The organism is Pseudomonas sp. S1_E05, assembly GCF_056337105.1.
In genome coordinates, this window is sequence record NZ_JBFRHM010000001.1 from 4,568,661 (window position 1) to 4,586,025 (window position 17,365).

The 17,365-nt window shown below is 60.4% G+C and carries 15 protein-coding genes; 2 read left to right on the top strand and 13 right to left on the bottom strand.

What is annotated here, in order from left to right; all coding sequences use genetic code 11:
• Nucleotides 1-24: 24 nt before the first annotated feature.
• From AB4N33_RS21005 to AB4N33_RS21055, 11 genes are all read right to left on the bottom strand, one after another.
• On the bottom strand, nucleotides 25-276 hold the full coding sequence (locus AB4N33_RS21005) for a DUF2789 domain-containing protein (RefSeq protein ID WP_460119199.1): 252 nt from the start codon (nucleotides 274-276) through the stop codon (nucleotides 25-27).
• 156 nt (nucleotides 277-432) lie between these two features.
• A complete protein-coding gene (locus AB4N33_RS21010) occupies nucleotides 433-2,889 on the bottom strand; it encodes a TonB-dependent siderophore receptor (RefSeq protein ID WP_460119201.1) in 2,457 nt (818 codons plus the stop codon).
• A 100-nt stretch (nucleotides 2,890-2,989) separates the two neighbouring features.
• Complete coding sequence (locus tag AB4N33_RS21015) at nucleotides 2,990-3,946, bottom strand: FecR domain-containing protein (RefSeq protein ID WP_460140558.1); 957 nt, start codon at nucleotides 3,944-3,946, stop codon at nucleotides 2,990-2,992.
• Nucleotides 3,943-4,452, bottom strand: a complete 510-nt coding sequence (locus tag AB4N33_RS21020) for a sigma-70 family RNA polymerase sigma factor (RefSeq protein ID WP_476458178.1) — start codon at nucleotides 4,450-4,452, stop codon at nucleotides 3,943-3,945. The genes AB4N33_RS21015 and AB4N33_RS21020 overlap by 4 nt, the downstream gene beginning before the upstream one ends.
• A gap of 68 nt (nucleotides 4,453-4,520) precedes the next feature.
• Complete coding sequence (locus tag AB4N33_RS21025) at nucleotides 4,521-6,077, bottom strand: efflux transporter outer membrane subunit (protein WP_476458179.1); 1,557 nt, start codon at nucleotides 6,075-6,077, stop codon at nucleotides 4,521-4,523.
• Nucleotides 6,074-7,138 (bottom strand): HlyD family secretion protein, encoded by a 1,065-nt coding sequence (locus tag AB4N33_RS21030; RefSeq protein ID WP_476458180.1) that lies wholly within the window; start codon nucleotides 7,136-7,138, stop codon nucleotides 6,074-6,076. Before AB4N33_RS21030 ends, AB4N33_RS21025 begins: the two co-directional genes overlap by 4 nt.
• A 26-nt stretch (nucleotides 7,139-7,164) precedes the next feature.
• Nucleotides 7,165-8,679, bottom strand: coding sequence for an MFS transporter (locus AB4N33_RS21035; protein WP_460119211.1), 1,515 nt, complete (start codon nucleotides 8,677-8,679; stop codon nucleotides 7,165-7,167).
• Nucleotides 8,680-8,865: 186 nt separating this feature from the next.
• Nucleotides 8,866-9,783, bottom strand: coding sequence for a LysR family transcriptional regulator (locus tag AB4N33_RS21040; RefSeq protein WP_460119212.1), 918 nt, complete (start codon nucleotides 9,781-9,783; stop codon nucleotides 8,866-8,868).
• Nucleotides 9,784-9,874: 91 nt separating this feature from the next.
• Complete coding sequence (locus AB4N33_RS21045) at nucleotides 9,875-10,741, bottom strand: ABC transporter permease (RefSeq protein WP_460119214.1); 867 nt, start codon at nucleotides 10,739-10,741, stop codon at nucleotides 9,875-9,877.
• A gap of 21 nt (nucleotides 10,742-10,762) precedes the next feature.
• Complete coding sequence (locus AB4N33_RS21050) at nucleotides 10,763-11,623, bottom strand: ABC transporter ATP-binding protein (protein WP_460119216.1); 861 nt, start codon at nucleotides 11,621-11,623, stop codon at nucleotides 10,763-10,765.
• 14 nt (nucleotides 11,624-11,637) lie between these two features.
• Nucleotides 11,638-12,525: a TauD/TfdA dioxygenase family protein gene (locus tag AB4N33_RS21055; protein ID WP_476458181.1), complete on the bottom strand. Its 888-nt coding sequence runs from the start codon at nucleotides 12,523-12,525 to the stop codon at nucleotides 11,638-11,640.
• Nucleotides 12,526-12,756: 231 nt separating this feature from the next.
• Here AB4N33_RS21055 and AB4N33_RS21060 point away from each other — a divergent pair, with 231 nt between their 5' ends.
• Nucleotides 12,757-13,122: a tryptophan synthase subunit beta gene (locus AB4N33_RS21060; protein ID WP_476458182.1), complete on the top strand. Its 366-nt coding sequence runs from the start codon at nucleotides 12,757-12,759 to the stop codon at nucleotides 13,120-13,122.
• Nucleotides 13,123-13,164: 42 nt separating this feature from the next.
• On the opposite strand, the gene lapD is transcribed toward AB4N33_RS21060, so the two are convergent.
• The gene (gene lapD, locus AB4N33_RS21065; protein ID WP_476458183.1) at nucleotides 13,165-15,111 is read right to left on the bottom strand and encodes a cyclic di-GMP receptor LapD; all 1,947 of its coding nucleotides are present in this window, start codon (nucleotides 15,109-15,111) and stop codon (nucleotides 13,165-13,167) included.
• Nucleotides 15,112-15,125: 14 nt separating this feature from the next.
• Nucleotides 15,126-15,818, bottom strand: coding sequence for a cysteine protease LapG (lapG, locus tag AB4N33_RS21070; RefSeq protein ID WP_476458184.1), 693 nt, complete (start codon nucleotides 15,816-15,818; stop codon nucleotides 15,126-15,128).
• A gap of 196 nt (nucleotides 15,819-16,014) precedes the next feature.
• Here lapG and AB4N33_RS21075 point away from each other — a divergent pair, with 196 nt between their 5' ends.
• Nucleotides 16,015-16,719 (top strand): GntR family transcriptional regulator, encoded by a 705-nt coding sequence (locus AB4N33_RS21075; RefSeq protein WP_460119225.1) that lies wholly within the window; start codon nucleotides 16,015-16,017, stop codon nucleotides 16,717-16,719.
• Nucleotides 16,720-17,365 lie beyond the last annotated feature (646 nt).

Below are 17,365 nucleotides of genomic sequence, written 5' to 3' on the forward strand. Positions count from 1 at the left end.
TCAAGTTTTGAAACAATTATCCGATCAGCAACCCTGTACCCGCCCCTTCCTCAGCAGCACGTTCAACTGGTCCACAACCTCCGCCCAATCGGCGTCATCCAGTATTTCATCGCGCAGAAACGCCGCCTGGCTCTGGCTCCAGAAAAAAGCGTCGGCCAGGTGCAGGTCGGGTTTGAGCGGGGAATGGGACGTGATGAATTGGTCAATGCTGACCGGATCATTGGGCAGGCCCAATTGCTTGAAGAGCGAGGGCAGGCTGTGGGTTGGGGATTGCATAGTGGGCTCCTGGGGAAAAGTTGAGCGACCGCTTTGCGATCAATCGCGAGCATGCTCGCGATAGCGGTGTGTGCGGCGACGACCACTTCGCTCATGACCCAAAAGTCTAGGCCGGATGCCGGCATCGCGCCTGGATGCCGGCTAGCACAGCCCGGGTTACCAATCGTAAGACACGCTCGACACCACCGTCCGACCCTCTCCGTAGTAGCAATCCCACTCACTTCTGCAACTGGCGACGTATTCCTTGTCCGTAAGGTTTTTCACGTTTAACGCCAGTTTCACCCCCTTGAGACGAAAGGCAGACATGCCCAAGTCGTACGTCAGGCTCGCGTCGTACACGGTGTAGGAAGGAATCTGAAAGGAGCCCTCGTAATCATCGCCATAGTTGCTGCGGGCATACCGCGCGCCGACCCCGGCGCCGACTCCGGCCAACGGTGTGTCGCCCAGCACCGTGTAGTTGATCCACATTGCCGCCGTCAGCGGCGGACTGCTCGCCGGGTGGCGACCCTCTCGACCGTCGTTGTCCTTGGTGTACTTGATATCGTTACGCGATGCCGAGGCGATCACACTCAGGGATTCGGTGACCTCGGCCTTGGCTTCGAACTCGATCCCCTTGGAGCGAATGGCGCCGGTCTGGCCACTGAAGCCGGGATTGGCGAGGTCCGTGGTCAGGATGTTTTCCTGTTCCAACTCGTAGGCGGATATCTGCACAAAGCTGTTCTGGCCCGGCGGCTGGTACTTCACACCCGCCTCGTACTGCTTGCCAGTGGACGGGTCGAAGGCGCTGCCCCGTACGTCGGTGCCCGTCATTGGCAGGAACGACTCCGAATAGCTGACAAAAGGTGCAATGCCGTTATCGAACAGGTAGACGATGCCACCACGCCCGGTGAACTTCTCGTCCTTGTTGTTGCTGTGCACACCTGTCAGCGGCTGTTTGTTATCGGTTTCGGCCCAATCGTAGCGACCACCGAGTACGAAGACCCACTGGTCGAGTTTGATTTGGTCCTGCGCGTACAAACCGGTCTGGGTGATGGTGTTGTCCCAGCGATTGTTGTTGCTGAAATTCAGCGACTGACCATAGACCGGCGTGAACAGGTCAATGATCGGCGGGTTGTAGTCATAAAGACCGTCGAACTTCGAGTTGAAGTGGTAGTAGTCGACACCGACGATTGCCGTATGGCTGAGAGGCCCAGTGTCGAACTCGGCCTGAGCGATGTTATCCACACCGAATACCTTGTTGTCCTGTTGCCAGTTCACGCCGTAACGGGTCTGGTAGCGCTGATCGTTCTGCCCTGTGATCGGGTTGGCGACGAAGCGGTAACCATGCAGGGGCGCTGTGTAGTGGTCGTTGACCCGCGCATATCGTGCGTTTTGCTTGAGGGTCCAGACGTCGTTCAGGCGATGGGAAAACTCGTAGCCGAAGGCGTACTGCTCGCGGTGATAGTCATTGACGCCAGGCTCGCCGAGGAACAGGTCACGGTCGATCTTGCCATTGGGGTTATCGAACAACGTACCCACGGCCGGAAGCCCCTGCGCCTCGGGAACACCTTCGTCTTTCTGGTACTGGGCGAACAGGGTCAGGCTGGTGTCGTCAGTGGGGCGCCAGGTGAAGCTCGGGGCGATGAACTGACGCTTGTCTTTGACGTAATCGATTTCATCCTGGCTGTCATTGGCCAGGGCCGTCAGGCGATAAAGATACTTGCCTTCGTCGTCCAGCGGCCCACCGAGGTCGATGGCGGCGCTCTTGTGATCGTAACTGCCAGCTTCGAACTTGATCTGGTGCAGCGCCTCTGCGGTCGGGCGCTTGCTGACCAGATTGACGATGCCGCCCGGCTGATTCTGTCCGTACAACACTGACGCCGGGCCTTTGAGCACTTCAATGCGTTCCAGCGAGTAGGGCTCGATCTGCAATGCACCACCGGTACTGCCACCGCCATACGGCAGGTGCAGGCCATCGAGGTACAGCGGCGTCGGCGAGAAGCCGCGCGAGGTTGGCTCATCGAAAATCTTCACCCGGTCGGAGAAGCCACCGCCGGTAATCCCCGGCGTGTAGCGCAGGGCTTCGGTCACGCTTTGCGCGTTGCGTGAGCTGATTTCGGCGGCGGTGACGACATTGATCGTTTGCGGAATTTCCACCAGCGCGGCATCGGTCTTGGTGCCGGTGGCGCTACGCTTGGCGACGATGCCCGCGACCGGGCCCCAGGCATTTTCCCGCGCCTCGGGCGCGCTGACACGGGTAGCACCCAACTGCAGAGGGCCATCTTGCGAGATCGGCTGCAAGGACCAGCCACCCTGGGCAAAAACGGCCTGCAAGCCACTGCCCGCCAGCAACCGTTCAAGGCCCTGGCTCACATCGAAACGCCCCTGAAGACCGGCACTGCGCTTGCCCTCGGTGAGCTGCGCATCCACCGACAGCAGAATGCCCGCCTCACTGGCAAAACGATTCAGAACCTGATCGAGGTTGCCGGCGGCAATGGTGTACTGGCGTGCCTGACTGACGGCGGCGTCTTCGGCCCAGGCCAGGTTTGGCACCAGTGGCGTGGTGGCCAGCAAGGTAGCGAATACACTGCGGCGCAAGACGCCATCAAGCGCAAAAGTCTTCTGTGTTGGCATTCTGGAACTCCGTATGAGAATGCTTCTTGATTTGCTTTCAAGAGGTATCCCGAACGGGGCAAGAAAACCGACAAGCGCTTGTGAGAATTTTTTTGCGACTTCAGGTGCGGCGTTTCACCGTCACCCAGTAACGGGTCACGGACCGCACTTGCACCGGCAAGGTACGTTCGAGCGCGGCGAGGACCGCGTCGGTGTTATCGAGTGGAAATACGCCGGTCAGCAGCAACGGCGAGACCGACTCATCGCAGCGAATCCAACCCGGCCGATAACGCGCCAGCTCCGCCAGGAACAGCCCGAGCGGCTGCCGTTCGGCCACCAGGCGGCCCTGGCTCCAACTGCTGGCAGTGACGCTTGCCGGATGCATCGAACCGGTTCCGCCAGCGTTGAACCACAGCCTATGGCCGGCATCCATGAGCACTGGCGTGCCTCGTCTGGGGCTGATGCGCAACTGTCCTTCGTACAGTTCAACGAGCGCGCCGTCATCCATTTCACGTACGGAAAACCGCGTGCCCAACGCCTGGACATCGCCGCCGGCGGTTTCCACGATCAGCGGCCGGATCGGGTCGTGTCCACTGGTGAGCAGCACTTCGCCCTTGATCAATTTGATCCGACGCTCCTGCGCGGTAAAACGCAGATCAACTGCACTGTCGCTGTTGAGGTCCAGCCGGGTGCCATCGCCCAGGGTCATGTGGCGAATCTCGCCTGTGGCGGTGCGGTGCTCGGCGAAGGTAGCGCGCCAGGCCACCTGATTTTGCAGCAGGTATCCGCTCCCACCCGCGACCAGCAGCACACCGAGCATCTTCAGCGCAGCGCGGCGCTGCGGATCAGGGCTGTCGCGCAAGACAGCCCGTGCACATTGCGCCGGCACCGAGCCGAAGGTTTGTTGGAGTTGCTGCAAGCGCTGCCAGGCACGCTGGTGCTCTGGATGAGCCTGTTGCCACAGCACGAAGGCCTGGCGCTTCTCGGCATTCAGATCATCGCCCCAATGCAGCATGAGCCATTCACTCGCCTGCTCGACAATGACCGGATCAATGGGCGCGTCGTGGGCGCGACTCATGATTCGTAGACCAACTGATAACAGGCGAGAATCGCCCGGGTCATGTACTTCTGCACCGAACTGACCGTGACCCCGAGCCGCTCGCCGATTTGCGCGTAGCTCATCCCTTCGAATTGCGAGAGCAGGAAAGCCTGGCGCACGTTATCCGGCATGCGATCGAGCATCGCGTCGATCTGCATCAGGGTTTCAAGGATCAGGGCTCGGGTTTCCAGCGAAGGCGATTCCGGCTCCGGCAGATGCGCGATGCTTTCCAGATAGGCGCGCTCGATCCGCAGGCGGCGCCACTGATCGATCACTAGATTGCGGGCAATTTGCGTCAGGTAACTGCGGCTTTCCTGCGGGCCGGGCATGCGACCCGACACCAGCAGGCGCAGGAAGGTATCCTGCGCCACGTCCGCCGCGTGCTCCCGGTCGCCCAGGCGTTTGCGCAACCAGCCTTGCAGCCAGCCATGGTTCTCGCGGTAAAGACGATGAAGAGAATCGTTGCCGCCAGTGACTGCGTCCATGGTGTGGTTCTATGCGCGTGATTGATAGCAATTATCATTACACTTAACGCAGCCACTTGGCAAAACGATTAGCGTTGCGCCGCCAATGGATACACGGACTCCCACCCGCCACCCAACGCCTTGTACAACCCGACCATCGCCAGCGACACGCCGGTCGAACTCTCGACCCATTGCTGCTGCGTCGCCAGCAACTCGGCTTGCACGGTGAGGACGTTGACGAAATCCACCACGCCTTCCACGTACTGCTGCTTGGCAGTGCTCAGGGCGATCTGGTTCTGCCGCACCGCTTCGGCGAGGCTGTCGCGGCGCAGTTGAGTGGCGTTGTAGGCCGTCAGTTGATCGTCGATTTCATGCCAGGCGCGCAGTACGGTTTGCTGATAGGCAATCGCGGCCTCCTGTTGTTGGGCTTCACGCAGTTCCAGCACGCCGCGAAGGCGACCACCGTCAAACAGCGGGAGGCTAATCTGCGGGCCGATGCCGAACGAGCGCGAGCTCCAGGAGCCAAAATCGCTCAATTGCATTGCCTGGGAACCGAAGTTGCCGGACAACGTAATGCGCGGATAGAAGTCACCCTTGGCCACGCCAATGTTCGCTGTGGCGGCATGCAGGCGCGCTTCGGCCTGGCGAATGTCCGGCCGGCGCTCGGCCAATTGCGAGGGCAGGCCGATCGCTACCTGGCGGGGGGTCTGTGGAACGGGGCCGTCAGCGGACAATTCGGCTTGCAGCGCTTGCGGCGGTTCGCCCATCAACAAGCTCAGCGCGTTGATCAATTGCGACTGGCGTTGCTCCAATGCCGGCAGGCGCGATTCGATGGCAGCCACCTGCGCGGCAGCCTCTGCAACGTCCAGGTCCGTGGCCACACCGTCAGCCAAACGCAGCCGCGACAGCTTCAGGCTGTGCCTCGCGACCTCCAGGTTCTGCTCGGTGACCGCCCGGGTGTTTTGCACGCCGCGCAGTTGAATGTAATCCTGAGCGGTTTCGGCTTGCACCGACAACAGTACACCGCGCTGGTCGTTTTCGGCGACTTCGAGGGTCGCATCCACCGCTTCGGTTTCACGGCGCACCCGACCCCAGAAATCCAGCTCCCAGGAGGCGGAAAAGCCCGCGTCCCACAAGTTGAAAGCCGATTTCCCCTGGTGCCCCGATGGGTCGCTCAAGCCTTCGCTGCTGTTGCGCTTGCGTCCGTAGCTGGCCGTGGCCGCCGTGTTCGGGTAACGGTCGGCGGTGATCACCTGGCGCACGGCACGGCTCTGCTGCAAGCGGCTGCTGGCAAGCTTGAGGTCCAGGTTGCGGTTGAGTGCACGCTGGGTCAGGGCCGACAGTTTGGCGTCCTGGAACACCTCCCACCAGCGCTCGTTCATGGTCTCGGCAACGGCTTGGCTGGGGGCCGGCTGCTCAGGTTTTGACCATTGGCTGATGGGCTGGGATTCGGGTTTGCGAAAGTCAGGCCCAAGGGTACAGGCTGACAAGCTGATGGCCAGCAAGGCGCCGACGATGAGCGGGGGCTGATGGCGCCATCGCGACGGTGCGACGATTGGACAAGCCTGCTCCAACAGGTACAGCGGTGCTCGTGTGGGAGCGGGCTTGCCCGCGATGAAGCCAGAGCGGCCAGCAATAATCTTCATCGCTGCACAACCTCACGCTTGCCGCCTCCAGAGGTATCAATAATCGCCTCCACCGACATCCCCACCCGCAACCGATCGGCCAACGGCTGCCCCGGCTCCAGCACGATTTTCACTGGAATGCGCTGCACCACCTTGGTGAAGTTCCCGGTGGCGTTGTCCGGTTTGATCGAGGCAAAGGTCACCCCGGTGGCCGGTGCGATGCTCTCGACGCGACCGGACAGCGCTGCACCGCCCAGGCTGTCGACGCGCACCTGCACGTCCTGCCCTGGTTGCACGTCGGTCAGTTGGGTTTCCTGAAAGTTGGCGACCACATAGGCCTGGGTCAGCGGCACTACCGCGAGCAACTTGCTCCCGGGCGTGACATACGCACCAACGCGCACTGCGCGCTCGCCGACCATGCCGTCCTGCGGGGCGACGATGCGAGTGTAGGACAGCTCGAAGCTGGCGATTTCCAGCGCCGCCTGTGCGCGTTTCAAGCCCCCGTCGGCCGCATCACGCTGCGCCGTAAGGATCTCGACTTGTTTACGTTCGGCTGCCAGCACCGCCGTGGCATTCGCCAGCCTGGCCGTGGCCTGTTCGATCCGCGAGCTGGCTTGCTGGGCATTCTGCACCGTGCCCGCGCCAACGCCGGCCAGGTGGTTGTAGCGTTTCAATTCATGTTCGGCAAAAGCCAGTTCCGCCTTGGCCGACACGACCGAAGCTTGCGCCTGGGCAATCACCGACACCTGGCGCTCCAGCGTCGCCCTCGCGTTTTGCAGTTGCGCCCGCGCGACCAGTGTTTCGGCGTCGGCCGCCTGGGCGGCGGCGCGCAGGTCCCGATCATCGATCAACGCCAACAATTGCCCGGCCTTGACCTGCTGGTTGTCCTCCACGTACACCTCTTTGATGAACCCGGCGACACGCGGCACCACCAGGGTGAAGTCAGCGGAAACAAAGGCATCATTGGTGTTCTGTTGGGTGCGTTTGCCGAACAGTCCCGGCGCCAGGACATAGACCAGCACGCCCACCGCCACCACGGCGGCGATGGCTACAGCCACTTTTTTCTTTGATTGAGTCATCATAAAAACCTTCAGTTCCAGTGGAGCATTCACGTCGGCGCGCGCGGCGGAAAAATCCGGGTCGGCAGCCAGAAAATCAACAGCATCAGCACGCCGGCGATACCGGTCATGCACAGATAAAGGTCCGAAGCGGTCAGCACCACGGCTTGCTCGTGCAGCCGATGGGCCAAGCCCGCGCTATCGCCATCGACCATCGGCGAATGACCGAGGCGGTCCACCAACATGGTCGAATGAAAGTGCAGCCGCGAAGTGGTCAGCGTCTCGATCACGCCTGTGGCGATCACCGCTGCCAGGCCTTTTACGGTGTTGAACCACGAAGAGGCGAACGGCCCCTGCATTGGCGTGATGCTGCCGGTGGAGAGCATCAACAACGGCAGCACCGCCATCGGCTGGCCGAAAATCTGCAGCAGTTGCAGCGCGTAGAAGTCGTCGCGAATCCACACCGACGTCAGTTGCGAGCCGCCGATGCAGGACAGCGCCAGCATGCTCAGGCCGGCCCCCAACACCCAGCGGCAATCCACCCAACGGAGGTTGCACAGTGCCGCTACCAACGGCAGTGCGATCAACTGCGGCAAGGCCGCCAGCAACATGATCGGTGCCGTCTGCACGGGGCGATATCCTTGAACCTGCGCCAGGTAACTGGAAGGCAGGATGATCACCGCCTGCAGGATCACCAATACGCCGGCCAGCGTCAGCAAGGCGAACGAGAGGTTGCGGATGCCCAGCATCTGCAGATTGAAGAACGGAATCGGTTGTGACCATTCGTTGATAAGGAAAAGCACCAGCAAAACCAGCCCGCCGCCCAGCAAGCCGCAGATCAGGCTCGACTCGAACCAGTCCAGCCGATTGCCCTGCAAAATGCCGATGACCAACATGCAGATCGCTGGAAAACCCAGTACCACGCCGCGCCAGTTAAATTGCTTGAAACGCTCCAGACGCACCGGGTCCTGGGGGATGCCATAGGCCACCGCCGCCATGGCAATGAGGCACGGTGCGATGATTTGCCAGAACGTCCATTGCCATCCGACATGCTCGGTCCACAAACCCGCCAACGGCGTGCCCAGTCCAGGGCCGAACGTGGCGGTCAATGCATAACCGGCCAGGCCATATAGCTTTACGTTGGCCGGCAGAAAACGCAGGGCCACCGTCATCAGCATGGGCGGCAATGCACCGCCCGCCAGGCCTTGCAAGGTGCGCATCAGCAGCAGGCTTTCGTAATTCGGGGCAAACGGCGACAGCACGCCCAGCAAGGTGAAAAGGCCGATGGCGCAGAGGGTGAAGCGTCGCAGCGAGAACGTTACGGCACACCACGGCGCGAAGGCCATTGCGGCCACCGAGGTAGCGGTGTAACTGGCGACCAGCCAGGTGCCTTCGTCGTAGCCGATGGCCAGGGCCCCGCGAATGTCGGCGAGGGCGACCTTGGTGACCATCTCGTTGAGGCCCGACACCAGCACGGCAAGCAACACGCCCACCAGGCCAATAATGGTCCGCAGGCCCAATTGTGCGGGCGCGGCCAACGGCGCCGAGGCCGTCAGGGAGGTCATCGGTTCAAGACTCCAAAATGAATAGGTTGGCAGTCTACGGACGCCAACCACTGACGAAAACTGACTTATCGGCAATGTATAAGTGCACCAGACACAACGATGTTGTGTCGCACTCCGAGGCGCACAGCCTGACACCTCAGTGTCAGACGCAACACCATCCATAGGTGTTAACGACCATTGCAGTCATCAACCTTGGGCGGCCAACCACGTTTCCTCGCAGCAGGCTTTTACCGTTTCGCGTAGCCAGCGGTGTGCCGGGTCATTGTCGAATCGCGGGTGCCAGGCTTGCGTCAGCATGAGGGTTGGCAGCGGGACCGGGAGGGTGAACGAACGCAATTTCAAGCCCAGACGGCGCACGCTCAGCAACGTTTCGCGGGGCACTGGCAGAATGAGGTCGGAATCGGGCAATGCGAACATCGCCGCATGGAAACTCGGGGCGATCACCGCGACCCGGCGATCCAGGCCAAGGGCATTCAACGCCGTATCGATGGGTCCGCGAGCGATGCCGCGCCGGGACACGCTGATGTGGGAAAAGGTGGCAAAACGCTCGGGCGTGATCTCCTCGTCCAGCAGCGGGTGATCCTCGCGCACCAGGCCGACAAACTGTGTGGAAAACAGATTTTGCACCTTCACTTCCGGCATCAGCGGACGGTTGTTGCTGACGTTCAGGTCGATACGCCCTTCGCGTAACGCCTCATCATCCCCGTCACCTTCCGGGACGAAACGCAGCTCGCAATGCGGCGCCTGACGCTCAAGGGTGTCGGACAGCTTGCCGCCGTAAACCCCGACAAAAAAGTCGTTCGCACGGATGCTGAAGCGCCGGCGCAAGCTGCCCAGGTCCACCACTCGCGCCGAGTGAAACAGCCTGGCCGCCTGCTCCACCACATCGCGCACCTGTTCACGCAACTCCAGCGCCTTGGGTGTCGGCACCAGGCCACGACCGGCGCGCACCAGAATCGGATCGCCAATCGCCTCGCGAATGCGCGTCAACGTGCGACTCATGGCGGCCGGGCTGAGGTTCATCCGCCGCGCCGCGCCCACCACGCTACCCTCGTCGAGCAGGGCGTCGAGGGCGACCAAAAGGTTGATGTCCGGGAGTTGCATGCTGAGCACTCATTGGCAATGGGGATTGATTTGAGCGCAATGCTAGCAAAACGGGTGGTGATTGCACCGGCCCATCGCGAGCAGGCAACACCTACCGCTGCATCCCCCACCGCTTCACCGTCACCCGCTCCAGCGAATCGAACACCAGATTTTCAACCAGCAACCCAATCAGGATCACCACCGCCAACCCGGCGAACACCTTGTCGGTGTATAACTCATTGCGATTCTGGAAGATGTACCAGCCCAGTCCACCTTTGCCACTGGTGGCGCCAAACACCAGTTCCGCCGCAATCAAGGTGCGCCAGGCGAACGCCCAACCGATTTTCAACCCGGCGAGGATCGATGGCAGCGCGGCCGGGATCAGAATGAACAACACAAAACGCATGCCCTTGAGGCCATAGTTGCGGCCCGCCATGCGCAGGGTTTCCGAAACACCGAGGAAGCCGGCGTAGGTGTTCAACGCCAGAGCCCACAACACCGAATGCACCAGCACGAATATCAAGCTGTTCTGACCCAGCCCGAACCACAACAGCGCCAGCGGCAACAAGGCAATGGCCGGCAACGGGTTGAACATCGAGGTCAGCGTGCTCAGCAGGTCACGGCCCAACTGGGTCGACACCGCCAGGGTGGTCAGGGCAAACGCCAGAACGATGCCGATCAGGTAGCCCTTGACCAACACCACCAGGGAAATCCACACCTTACCGAGCAATTCGCCACTGGCCAGCCCGCCATACAGCGCCTGGGCGGTCTGCACGAAGCTGGGCAGCAGCAGGTCGTTGTTCTGGTAACGGGCGATGGCTTCCCACAGCACCGCCAACAGAATCAGGATCAGGCCTTTGCGAATCCAGCCCTGTTGCCACAGGCGCTGGCCCAGCGGCAGCTCACGCTCCAGCGGCACGTTGGCAAGTGGCGGCAGAACATTTTCGAATTCTTCACGCGGGGATGATAAATGGCTCATCGGGCCCTCCTCTCAACTGGCTCAATAAGCGATGCGGATATCGGTGAAATCCAGTTCGCGTTCGGTTTGCTCTGACGGGCCTTCATCGAACAACAGCCGATGAATGCGCCGCGCCGATTCCTGAAACCCCGCGCCACCCAGGCTGTGCAGATCGTATTGATGGCTGTGGACTTCCGCCCGCACGCGCCCCGGATGCGGTGACAGCAACAGGATGCGATTGCCCACCACCAACGCTTCTTCGATGGAGTGCGTGACGAACAGCAACGTGAACCGCACCTCTTCCCAGAGCAGCAGCAACTCTTCCTGCATCTTGCGCCGAGTCAGCGCATCGAGCGCGGCGAAGGGTTCGTCCATCAGCAGGATTTTTGGCTGCATGGCCAAGGCCCGGGCAATGGCCACGCGCGCTTTCATGCCGCCCGAGAGGGTGTGCGGATAGGCATCGGCGAATGCCGCCAACCCGACCTTCTCCAGATAATGCAGCGCTCGGGCTTCGGCTTCCTTGCGCTTGAGGGTTTTTGACGCCAGCAACGGGAACATCACGTTCTGTTTGACGGTTTTCCAGGGCGGCAGCTGATCGAATTCCTGAAATACGACGATCCGGTCCGGCCCCGGCGCATCGACGCGCTGGCCTTGCAGACGGATTTCACCCTCGACCGGCTGGATGAATCCGGCTGCAGCCTTGAGCAAGGTCGATTTACCGCATCCGGATGGCCCCAGCAGGACAAAACGGTCCGCCGGATCGATCTCGAAACTGACTTGATGGGTCGCTCGAACCACCCGTTGGGGCGTGCGGTACTCGAGGCTGACGTTATCGACCGACAACAGCGCCTGGGCTGTGGCGTTCGGGTTGCTGACCGTGTGGCCTGGCAATGGGGCGTTCATGTCAATCAGCTCCCTTAAAACGGCTTGGTGCCCTGGATGGTGGTGCGATACAGCTTGCGGCGCAGATGGCTTGGGCAACCTGTGGCGAGATGGATCAATGAGCGGTTGTCCCAGAACACCAGGTCGTGGGGCTGCCATTGGTGGCGGTAGATGTTGTGCGGTAACACGCTGTGGGCATAAAGCTCCTCAAGCAGGTGCTTGCTCTCGTCCTCAGGCAAACCGACGATACGGGTGGTGAAACCCTCGCTGACGAACAACGCCTTACGCCCGTTTTCCGGGTGCGTACGCACGATCGGATGAACGACTTCGGCGACCTGGGCCAGTTGCTCCGGCGTCAGGGTCGGGCGCCAATTGCCCTCGAACTTGGTCTCGCTGTAGCGTGCCGTGTAGGAATGCGCCGCCGAGCGTCCTTCGACGGCCTTGCGCAACGCGTCGGGCAGGTTGTCCCAGGCTTTATGCATGTCGGCGAACAGGGTGTCGCCGCCTTCGGAGGGCAACTCCTGAGCATGCAGCATCGAACCCAGGCTGGGCAGTTCCTTGTAGGAAAGATCCGAGTGCCAGAATTTGCCGGCGTCACCCAGGCCGATGGACTGGCCGTTTTCGATGATGTTGGAAACGATGAGGATTTCCGGGTGCCCGGTCAGCAGGAATTGTTTGAGTACGTGGATCTGCAACACGCCGAAACGGCGGCTGAAGGCGATCTGTTGTTCTGGGGTAATGCGCTGGTCGCGGAAGACCACGACATGATGTTCCAGGTGTGCGCGATGGATGCGAGCAAAGTCCTGGTCGTTGACCGGGAGGGACAGGTCGAGGCCGACAATTTCGGCACCCACGACGCCGTTGAACGGGCGGATCTCGAAGGCTTGCGGTGCGATATTGCGTGTTTCGCAAACGGCGGACATAAAATTACTCCCACGCACGGCACGCTCAAAGGCGCGCACGTCGATCAGAAACTCACGGAGGTCCCGTGTTGGTTCGTGTCGTGCGGCGCGCCGATTGGTCGGCAGGTACGCAGGGGGATGACTTTATAGATATAAGAAGCTTAATTTAAATACCGTTAGCGAATAACCATATGGCTTATTTCGCCTATGCTGCTGACAGGATGACGCTGCTCAACGTGTGAGGGATGCTCAATGTTCTACGTGCAACGCGACACAGCCGGCCAATTGATGCGCGTCGAAGCCCAAGCGTACGCCGAATCCACCGAAACCCTGCCGGCCGATCACCCCGACCTGCAGGAATGGTTTGCCAGCAAGTTGATGGCCAACAGCCAGAAACAATCGCAGCAGATCAAACAGCTCAAGCAATTGAAACAGAGCGACCTGGACATGATCCGGGTCATCGACGACCTGATCCAGGTGCTGATCGAGAAGGGCGTCATCCGCGTCACCGACCTTCCAGCCGCCGCGCAAACCAAGCTGTCAGATCGCTACCAGGCGCGGGAAGCGCTGGGCGGTTTGGCTCATCTTGTGGATGAGGATGATCTGGGGCTGATCTAGCTTCGGATTTTTGTCCTTGAGGAGGGCAAAGCCTTTGCGGAATCACTCCCAGGGCTTTGGCTCCCCAACCAACTGCCCCTGCACACCAAAAATATCCATCTCGCGAATCACCGCCAGCTCCCCTTCGGTCTCAACCCGCTCGGCAATCAACGGCAGGTCGATGCTGTGTGCCGCGCGCTGGATCGCCTCGATAAACAAGCGCTTGTCACTCTCGTGATCGATGGCGCGGATGTACACGCCATCGATTTTCAGATACGCCAGCCCCAGGCGGGCCAGGTTGCCGATCATGCTGAAGCGCCCGCCGAAGTGTTGCAGGCCCAGTGAGAAACCAATCTCGCGCAGGCGTCGCATCAGGTCTTCCAGCTTGGCCTGTTCTGGCAATTGTTCTTCGCCGATTTCCAGGATCAGCCTTGGGCCGAGGTTGGAATGGGCGCGCAGGATGTCGAAGACTTTCCCCAGCGCCTGCGGATGGGTCAGCGTCGCCGACGACAGGTTCAGCGCCAGTGACGCCTGATGGCCTGGCATGTGCTCAAGCACCTGTTCCAACATCAGGCGATCCAGCCGCGCGGCCCAGCCGAAACGCTCGAGCCACGGCAAGAACCGACCAGCGGGAATCGCCTCGCCCTGATCGTCGATCAGCCGCGACAGCACTTTGTAATGCAGCACCAACGTCGTGTCCTGGCTGGCCACCACGGGTTGGAAATACAACTCGAACCGACGCTGGTTCAGCGCCTGATCGAGCAAACGGTGCCAGCTGTGATGATCGTCGGCGAGGGTAGAAGGTGCGCTGTGATCCAGGCACACCCATCTCGAATCACCCTGGCCTTCTGCCTGGGCCAGGGCCTGGTCGGCACGGCCGAGCACCGCCTGAGGTGCATCGCCAAATTTGAACGGCGCCAAGCCAATGTAGGCCACCGCTGCCACATCGGTGGCGCCCGTCGCATGCAAGCTGGTCAGGGCCAGGTCCAGGTGTTGCGCCAGTTGCAGCGCTTCGGCATGCATCAGCCCCGGCGCCAGCACGGCAAATTCGCCACCGCGAACCCGCGTCACCAGGTTCAACGTTTCGGGATACCTGGCACACTCACGGGATAGCTGCAGGCCGACCGCCTTGAGCAGCTCATCGGTATGCTGGCCCCCGAGGCGCTGATTCAACCCGGCAAGATCCTTGACCCGTAAAAGCATCAGGTAACCCGAACTGGCCGATTCGGGATTGCTCACCGCTGCATTCAGCTGCATCTCGAAATAGCGTCGGTTTGCCAACCCGGTCAACGAATCCTGATAAGACTCGTCGCGCAGTTTTTCACTGCGTTCGGCCTGCTCCTGAAACAACGCCTTGAGCTTTTCGACCATCTGGTTCATGGCCTGGACCACCCGACGCAATTCCGGGGTGCGCGGCAGATCGGGCAGGCTGAGGAATTCCCGGCGGGCGATGGCATGGGATTGCTGAACCATGTAGTCCAGCGGCTTCAATTGCCGGCGCAGCAGCAACGCACCCAGTGCCGCACTGACCGCGCCGCAGAGCAGCAGCCAGCCGAGGCTGCCGAGCGCGCTCTGCCACAACTTGGCGATAGCGAACATAGGGTGGCTGACCACCTCGACCCGCGCCGCCTGCTCCCAGCCACGACTGACAATCGCATCCCCACCGGCCGGTTCCAGGCCGATCAGCTTGACGAACCAGTCCGGCACGTTGTTCACCGAAGGAATGCCGTTGCGTTCGACCAGCGTCTTGTCGTTCGACAGATCAACCACGCGGATGCTGGCGTAATACCCGCTGTCGAAAATCGAACTGACCAGCAGCTCGACCATCGCCGGGTCATCGATGTTCGGCGTCAACGACAGCGCCAGCGCTGTCGCGGCGTCCTGCGCATGTGAGCGCAGCTGGTTGACGTACTGGGTACGCGAGCTTTCAAGGCTGACCATGAAGCTGCCGGTGAAGGCGACCACGAGGAACAGACAGATTGCGATCAACAGCTGTTTGAACAAAGACATCTGAGAGCGTGCTCCTAGTTAGTCGACTCGACCGGAAATCCTTCGGCCTGCATTTTTTTCAGAACGTCCTGCCAGCGGGACAGGCGTTTGGTATCGCTGACTCGTTTATTGCCCTTGGCACCCGGCAGCCACACGCCCTCGGCATTAAAAGCGTAGACAGGCAGCAGGTCGGTTCGTTGGCTGGCGGGTTTGATCGCGTCGATCAGGCTGTCGAGCACCAGTGGCACCGCATCGGGGCTGGCGTAGTACGTCAGCACCATGTGCGCGCGATTCAAGCTCAGCGCCTTGACGTAAGTGATGCGCAGTTTGTCGCTGGGAACGCCGAGATGGCGCAGACTGAAATATTTGGCGATCGCATAGTCTTCGCAATCTCCGGCGCCCTTCCACAAAGCTTCGATCGGCGTCTCCCAGTAATCGACCGTGTGCCAGAGGTCGATGTCTTCCTGATAGCGCATTTGCCGATTGAAGAACTGGTTGACCACCTTGAGCTTCTCCAGCTCGCTGACCTGCTTTTGCGTAGCCAGCAGATTCTGCCAGGCATCGATTCGTTGCTGACCTTCGCCCAAAGGTCCGTACAATGCCTGCGCCCGACGGCTGATCAGGGAAAAATCCCAATCGGCATGCAGGCCAAACGGCAAGATGCCGGCCAGCAACAACGCGCCGCATAGCCAGCGCACAGTCCGAGGGATCGCGAAACGTACCGCCAATGCGAGGCATCCATGTAGGCAGGTGGAGTCGGTTGGTGGTGAAGGTTAGCCGTTTACAGCAGCAATGGCACGGTGAGATCGCGCAGCCGCGCTAAGCTTGCGTGTACAAGATGTTTGAATAGCGGGTTTGACAACCTTTGAGGCAGTCACTAGTGTCAATTTGGATCCAATTTTTCAGCATTCAGGGTGCGTTGTAGTGACACAAAAACCGAACCCTTTGGGCAGTATCAAGGTCAACGGCCCGATTCCCGCCCACGAGGCCCGTTCCGTCATTGAGCAAACCTTGCGCGCCGCCATTCTCGACGGTCGAATCCCGTGCGGCGCCGCTCTTCGTCAGCAGGATCTGGCCGACCTGTTCGGGGTCAGCCGCATGCCCGTGCGCGAAGCACTGCGCCAGCTCGAAGCCCAGGCGTTGCTCAATGTCATCGCCCATAAAGGCGCGGTCGTGGCGCCCCTGGTCCAGGGTGATGCCGCCGAAACCTATGCGCTGCGCATACTGCTGGAGTGTGAGGCGCTGCGGCTTTCAATCCCGTTGCTCACACCCGAGGATCTCGAACTGGCGGCCCGCTGTATCGACGAGCTGGAAACCGAGCACGACTACGCCGAAATCGGCCGGCTCAACCGCTTGTTTCACATGGCACTCTATAGCCGGGCCCCTAACCAGCGTTTGTTGAAGCTGATCGAAGAGGGTCTGAACGAAGAAGAACGTTTCCTGCGCTTCAACCTGGAAGCCATGGGCCTGGGCAAGCTGTCCCAGGATGATCACCGCGCGTTGCTGCAATCGGCACAAGCGCGCAACATCGAGCACACCGTGCAGTTGCTGGAAAACCACCTCAATCGAGGCGTAGAGGCCATCACCCGTTACCTCGAAAGCCCCGAAGCCAAAAACAGAAAAGCCTAGATACGAAGCGTTGTGTCAGCCCTGATCGAGCAGGCGTTCCTGCTCGAGGTGTCTGCCGCGAGCGCGTACGCCCCTTCCTCCCGCGGGTTCCATCCCTTCTCTGACGACAGGACACGCCGGTGATAGCGGCTGCCTTGATTTACGCTCACTCTTGGATTGCCAACCAATAACAAATCGGCGAAGCGCTGTGTGATCGGCGCCGCCACCCCATCAAGAACCTACGGAAGGAGTCTTGCCACGGGAAAAGGAAGGATTGGCATTCGGCCATCTTCCACTCCTCAAATCACACTAATGATCCCTCTTAGAAAGTTGCTCGAGTGAGGCATTCACTCTTTATTTCCATTTCTACTTATATAAGTCGGAAGGAGCAACTTCGCCCCAATAAAACCTGATAAAAAAGTTTTATTGGGGCCTGTCGCGCATTAAAAAGTTGAACTTTAAAATAGTATAAAAATAACTTGCCCAACACTTTGTTCGTGTATTAATTTTTTATGCGCCACCCTGAATCATGGCTCGAAGGCGCTAACACCGTGTCGTGTACATCACTGACCGCTCAACGCCAGCAGCACTCGCTCGCCAAAAGGAAACTTCATTTAAATTGTAACCCCAGCACACCTCTTTCAAATTATCGACCTATAGGCTCGTC

What these genes read in the sequence shown, in the direction of transcription:
- AB4N33_RS21010 (WP_460119201.1), bottom strand. Translation starts at nt 2,889, where the DNA reads ATGCCAACACAGAAGACTTTTGCGCTTGATGGCGTCTTGCGCCGCAGT.
- AB4N33_RS21020 (WP_476458178.1), bottom strand. Translation starts at nt 4,452, where the DNA reads ATGGACGCAGTCACTGGCGGCAACGATTCTCTTCATCGTCTTTACCGC.
- AB4N33_RS21050 (WP_460119216.1), bottom strand. Translation starts at nt 11,623, where the DNA reads ATGAACGCCCCATTGCCAGGCCACACGGTCAGCAACCCGAACGCCACA.
- AB4N33_RS21015 (WP_460140558.1), bottom strand. Translation starts at nt 3,946, where the DNA reads ATGAGTCGCGCCCACGACGCGCCCATTGATCCGGTCATTGTCGAGCAG.
- AB4N33_RS21060 (WP_476458182.1), top strand. Translation starts at nt 12,757, where the DNA reads ATGTTCTACGTGCAACGCGACACAGCCGGCCAATTGATGCGCGTCGAA.
- AB4N33_RS21030 (WP_476458180.1), bottom strand. Translation starts at nt 7,138, where the DNA reads ATGATGACTCAATCAAAGAAAAAAGTGGCTGTAGCCATCGCCGCCGTG.
- AB4N33_RS21040 (WP_460119212.1), bottom strand. Translation starts at nt 9,783, where the DNA reads ATGCAACTCCCGGACATCAACCTTTTGGTCGCCCTCGACGCCCTGCTC.
- AB4N33_RS21035 (WP_460119211.1), bottom strand. Translation starts at nt 8,679, where the DNA reads ATGACCTCCCTGACGGCCTCGGCGCCGTTGGCCGCGCCCGCACAATTG.
- lapD (WP_476458183.1), bottom strand. Translation starts at nt 15,111, where the DNA reads ATGTCTTTGTTCAAACAGCTGTTGATCGCAATCTGTCTGTTCCTCGTG.
- AB4N33_RS21005 (WP_460119199.1), bottom strand. Translation starts at nt 276, where the DNA reads ATGCAATCCCCAACCCACAGCCTGCCCTCGCTCTTCAAGCAATTGGGC.
- AB4N33_RS21025 (WP_476458179.1), bottom strand. Translation starts at nt 6,077, where the DNA reads ATGAAGATTATTGCTGGCCGCTCTGGCTTCATCGCGGGCAAGCCCGCT.
- AB4N33_RS21045 (WP_460119214.1), bottom strand. Translation starts at nt 10,741, where the DNA reads ATGAGCCATTTATCATCCCCGCGTGAAGAATTCGAAAATGTTCTGCCG.
- AB4N33_RS21055 (WP_476458181.1), bottom strand. Translation starts at nt 12,525, where the DNA reads ATGTCCGCCGTTTGCGAAACACGCAATATCGCACCGCAAGCCTTCGAG.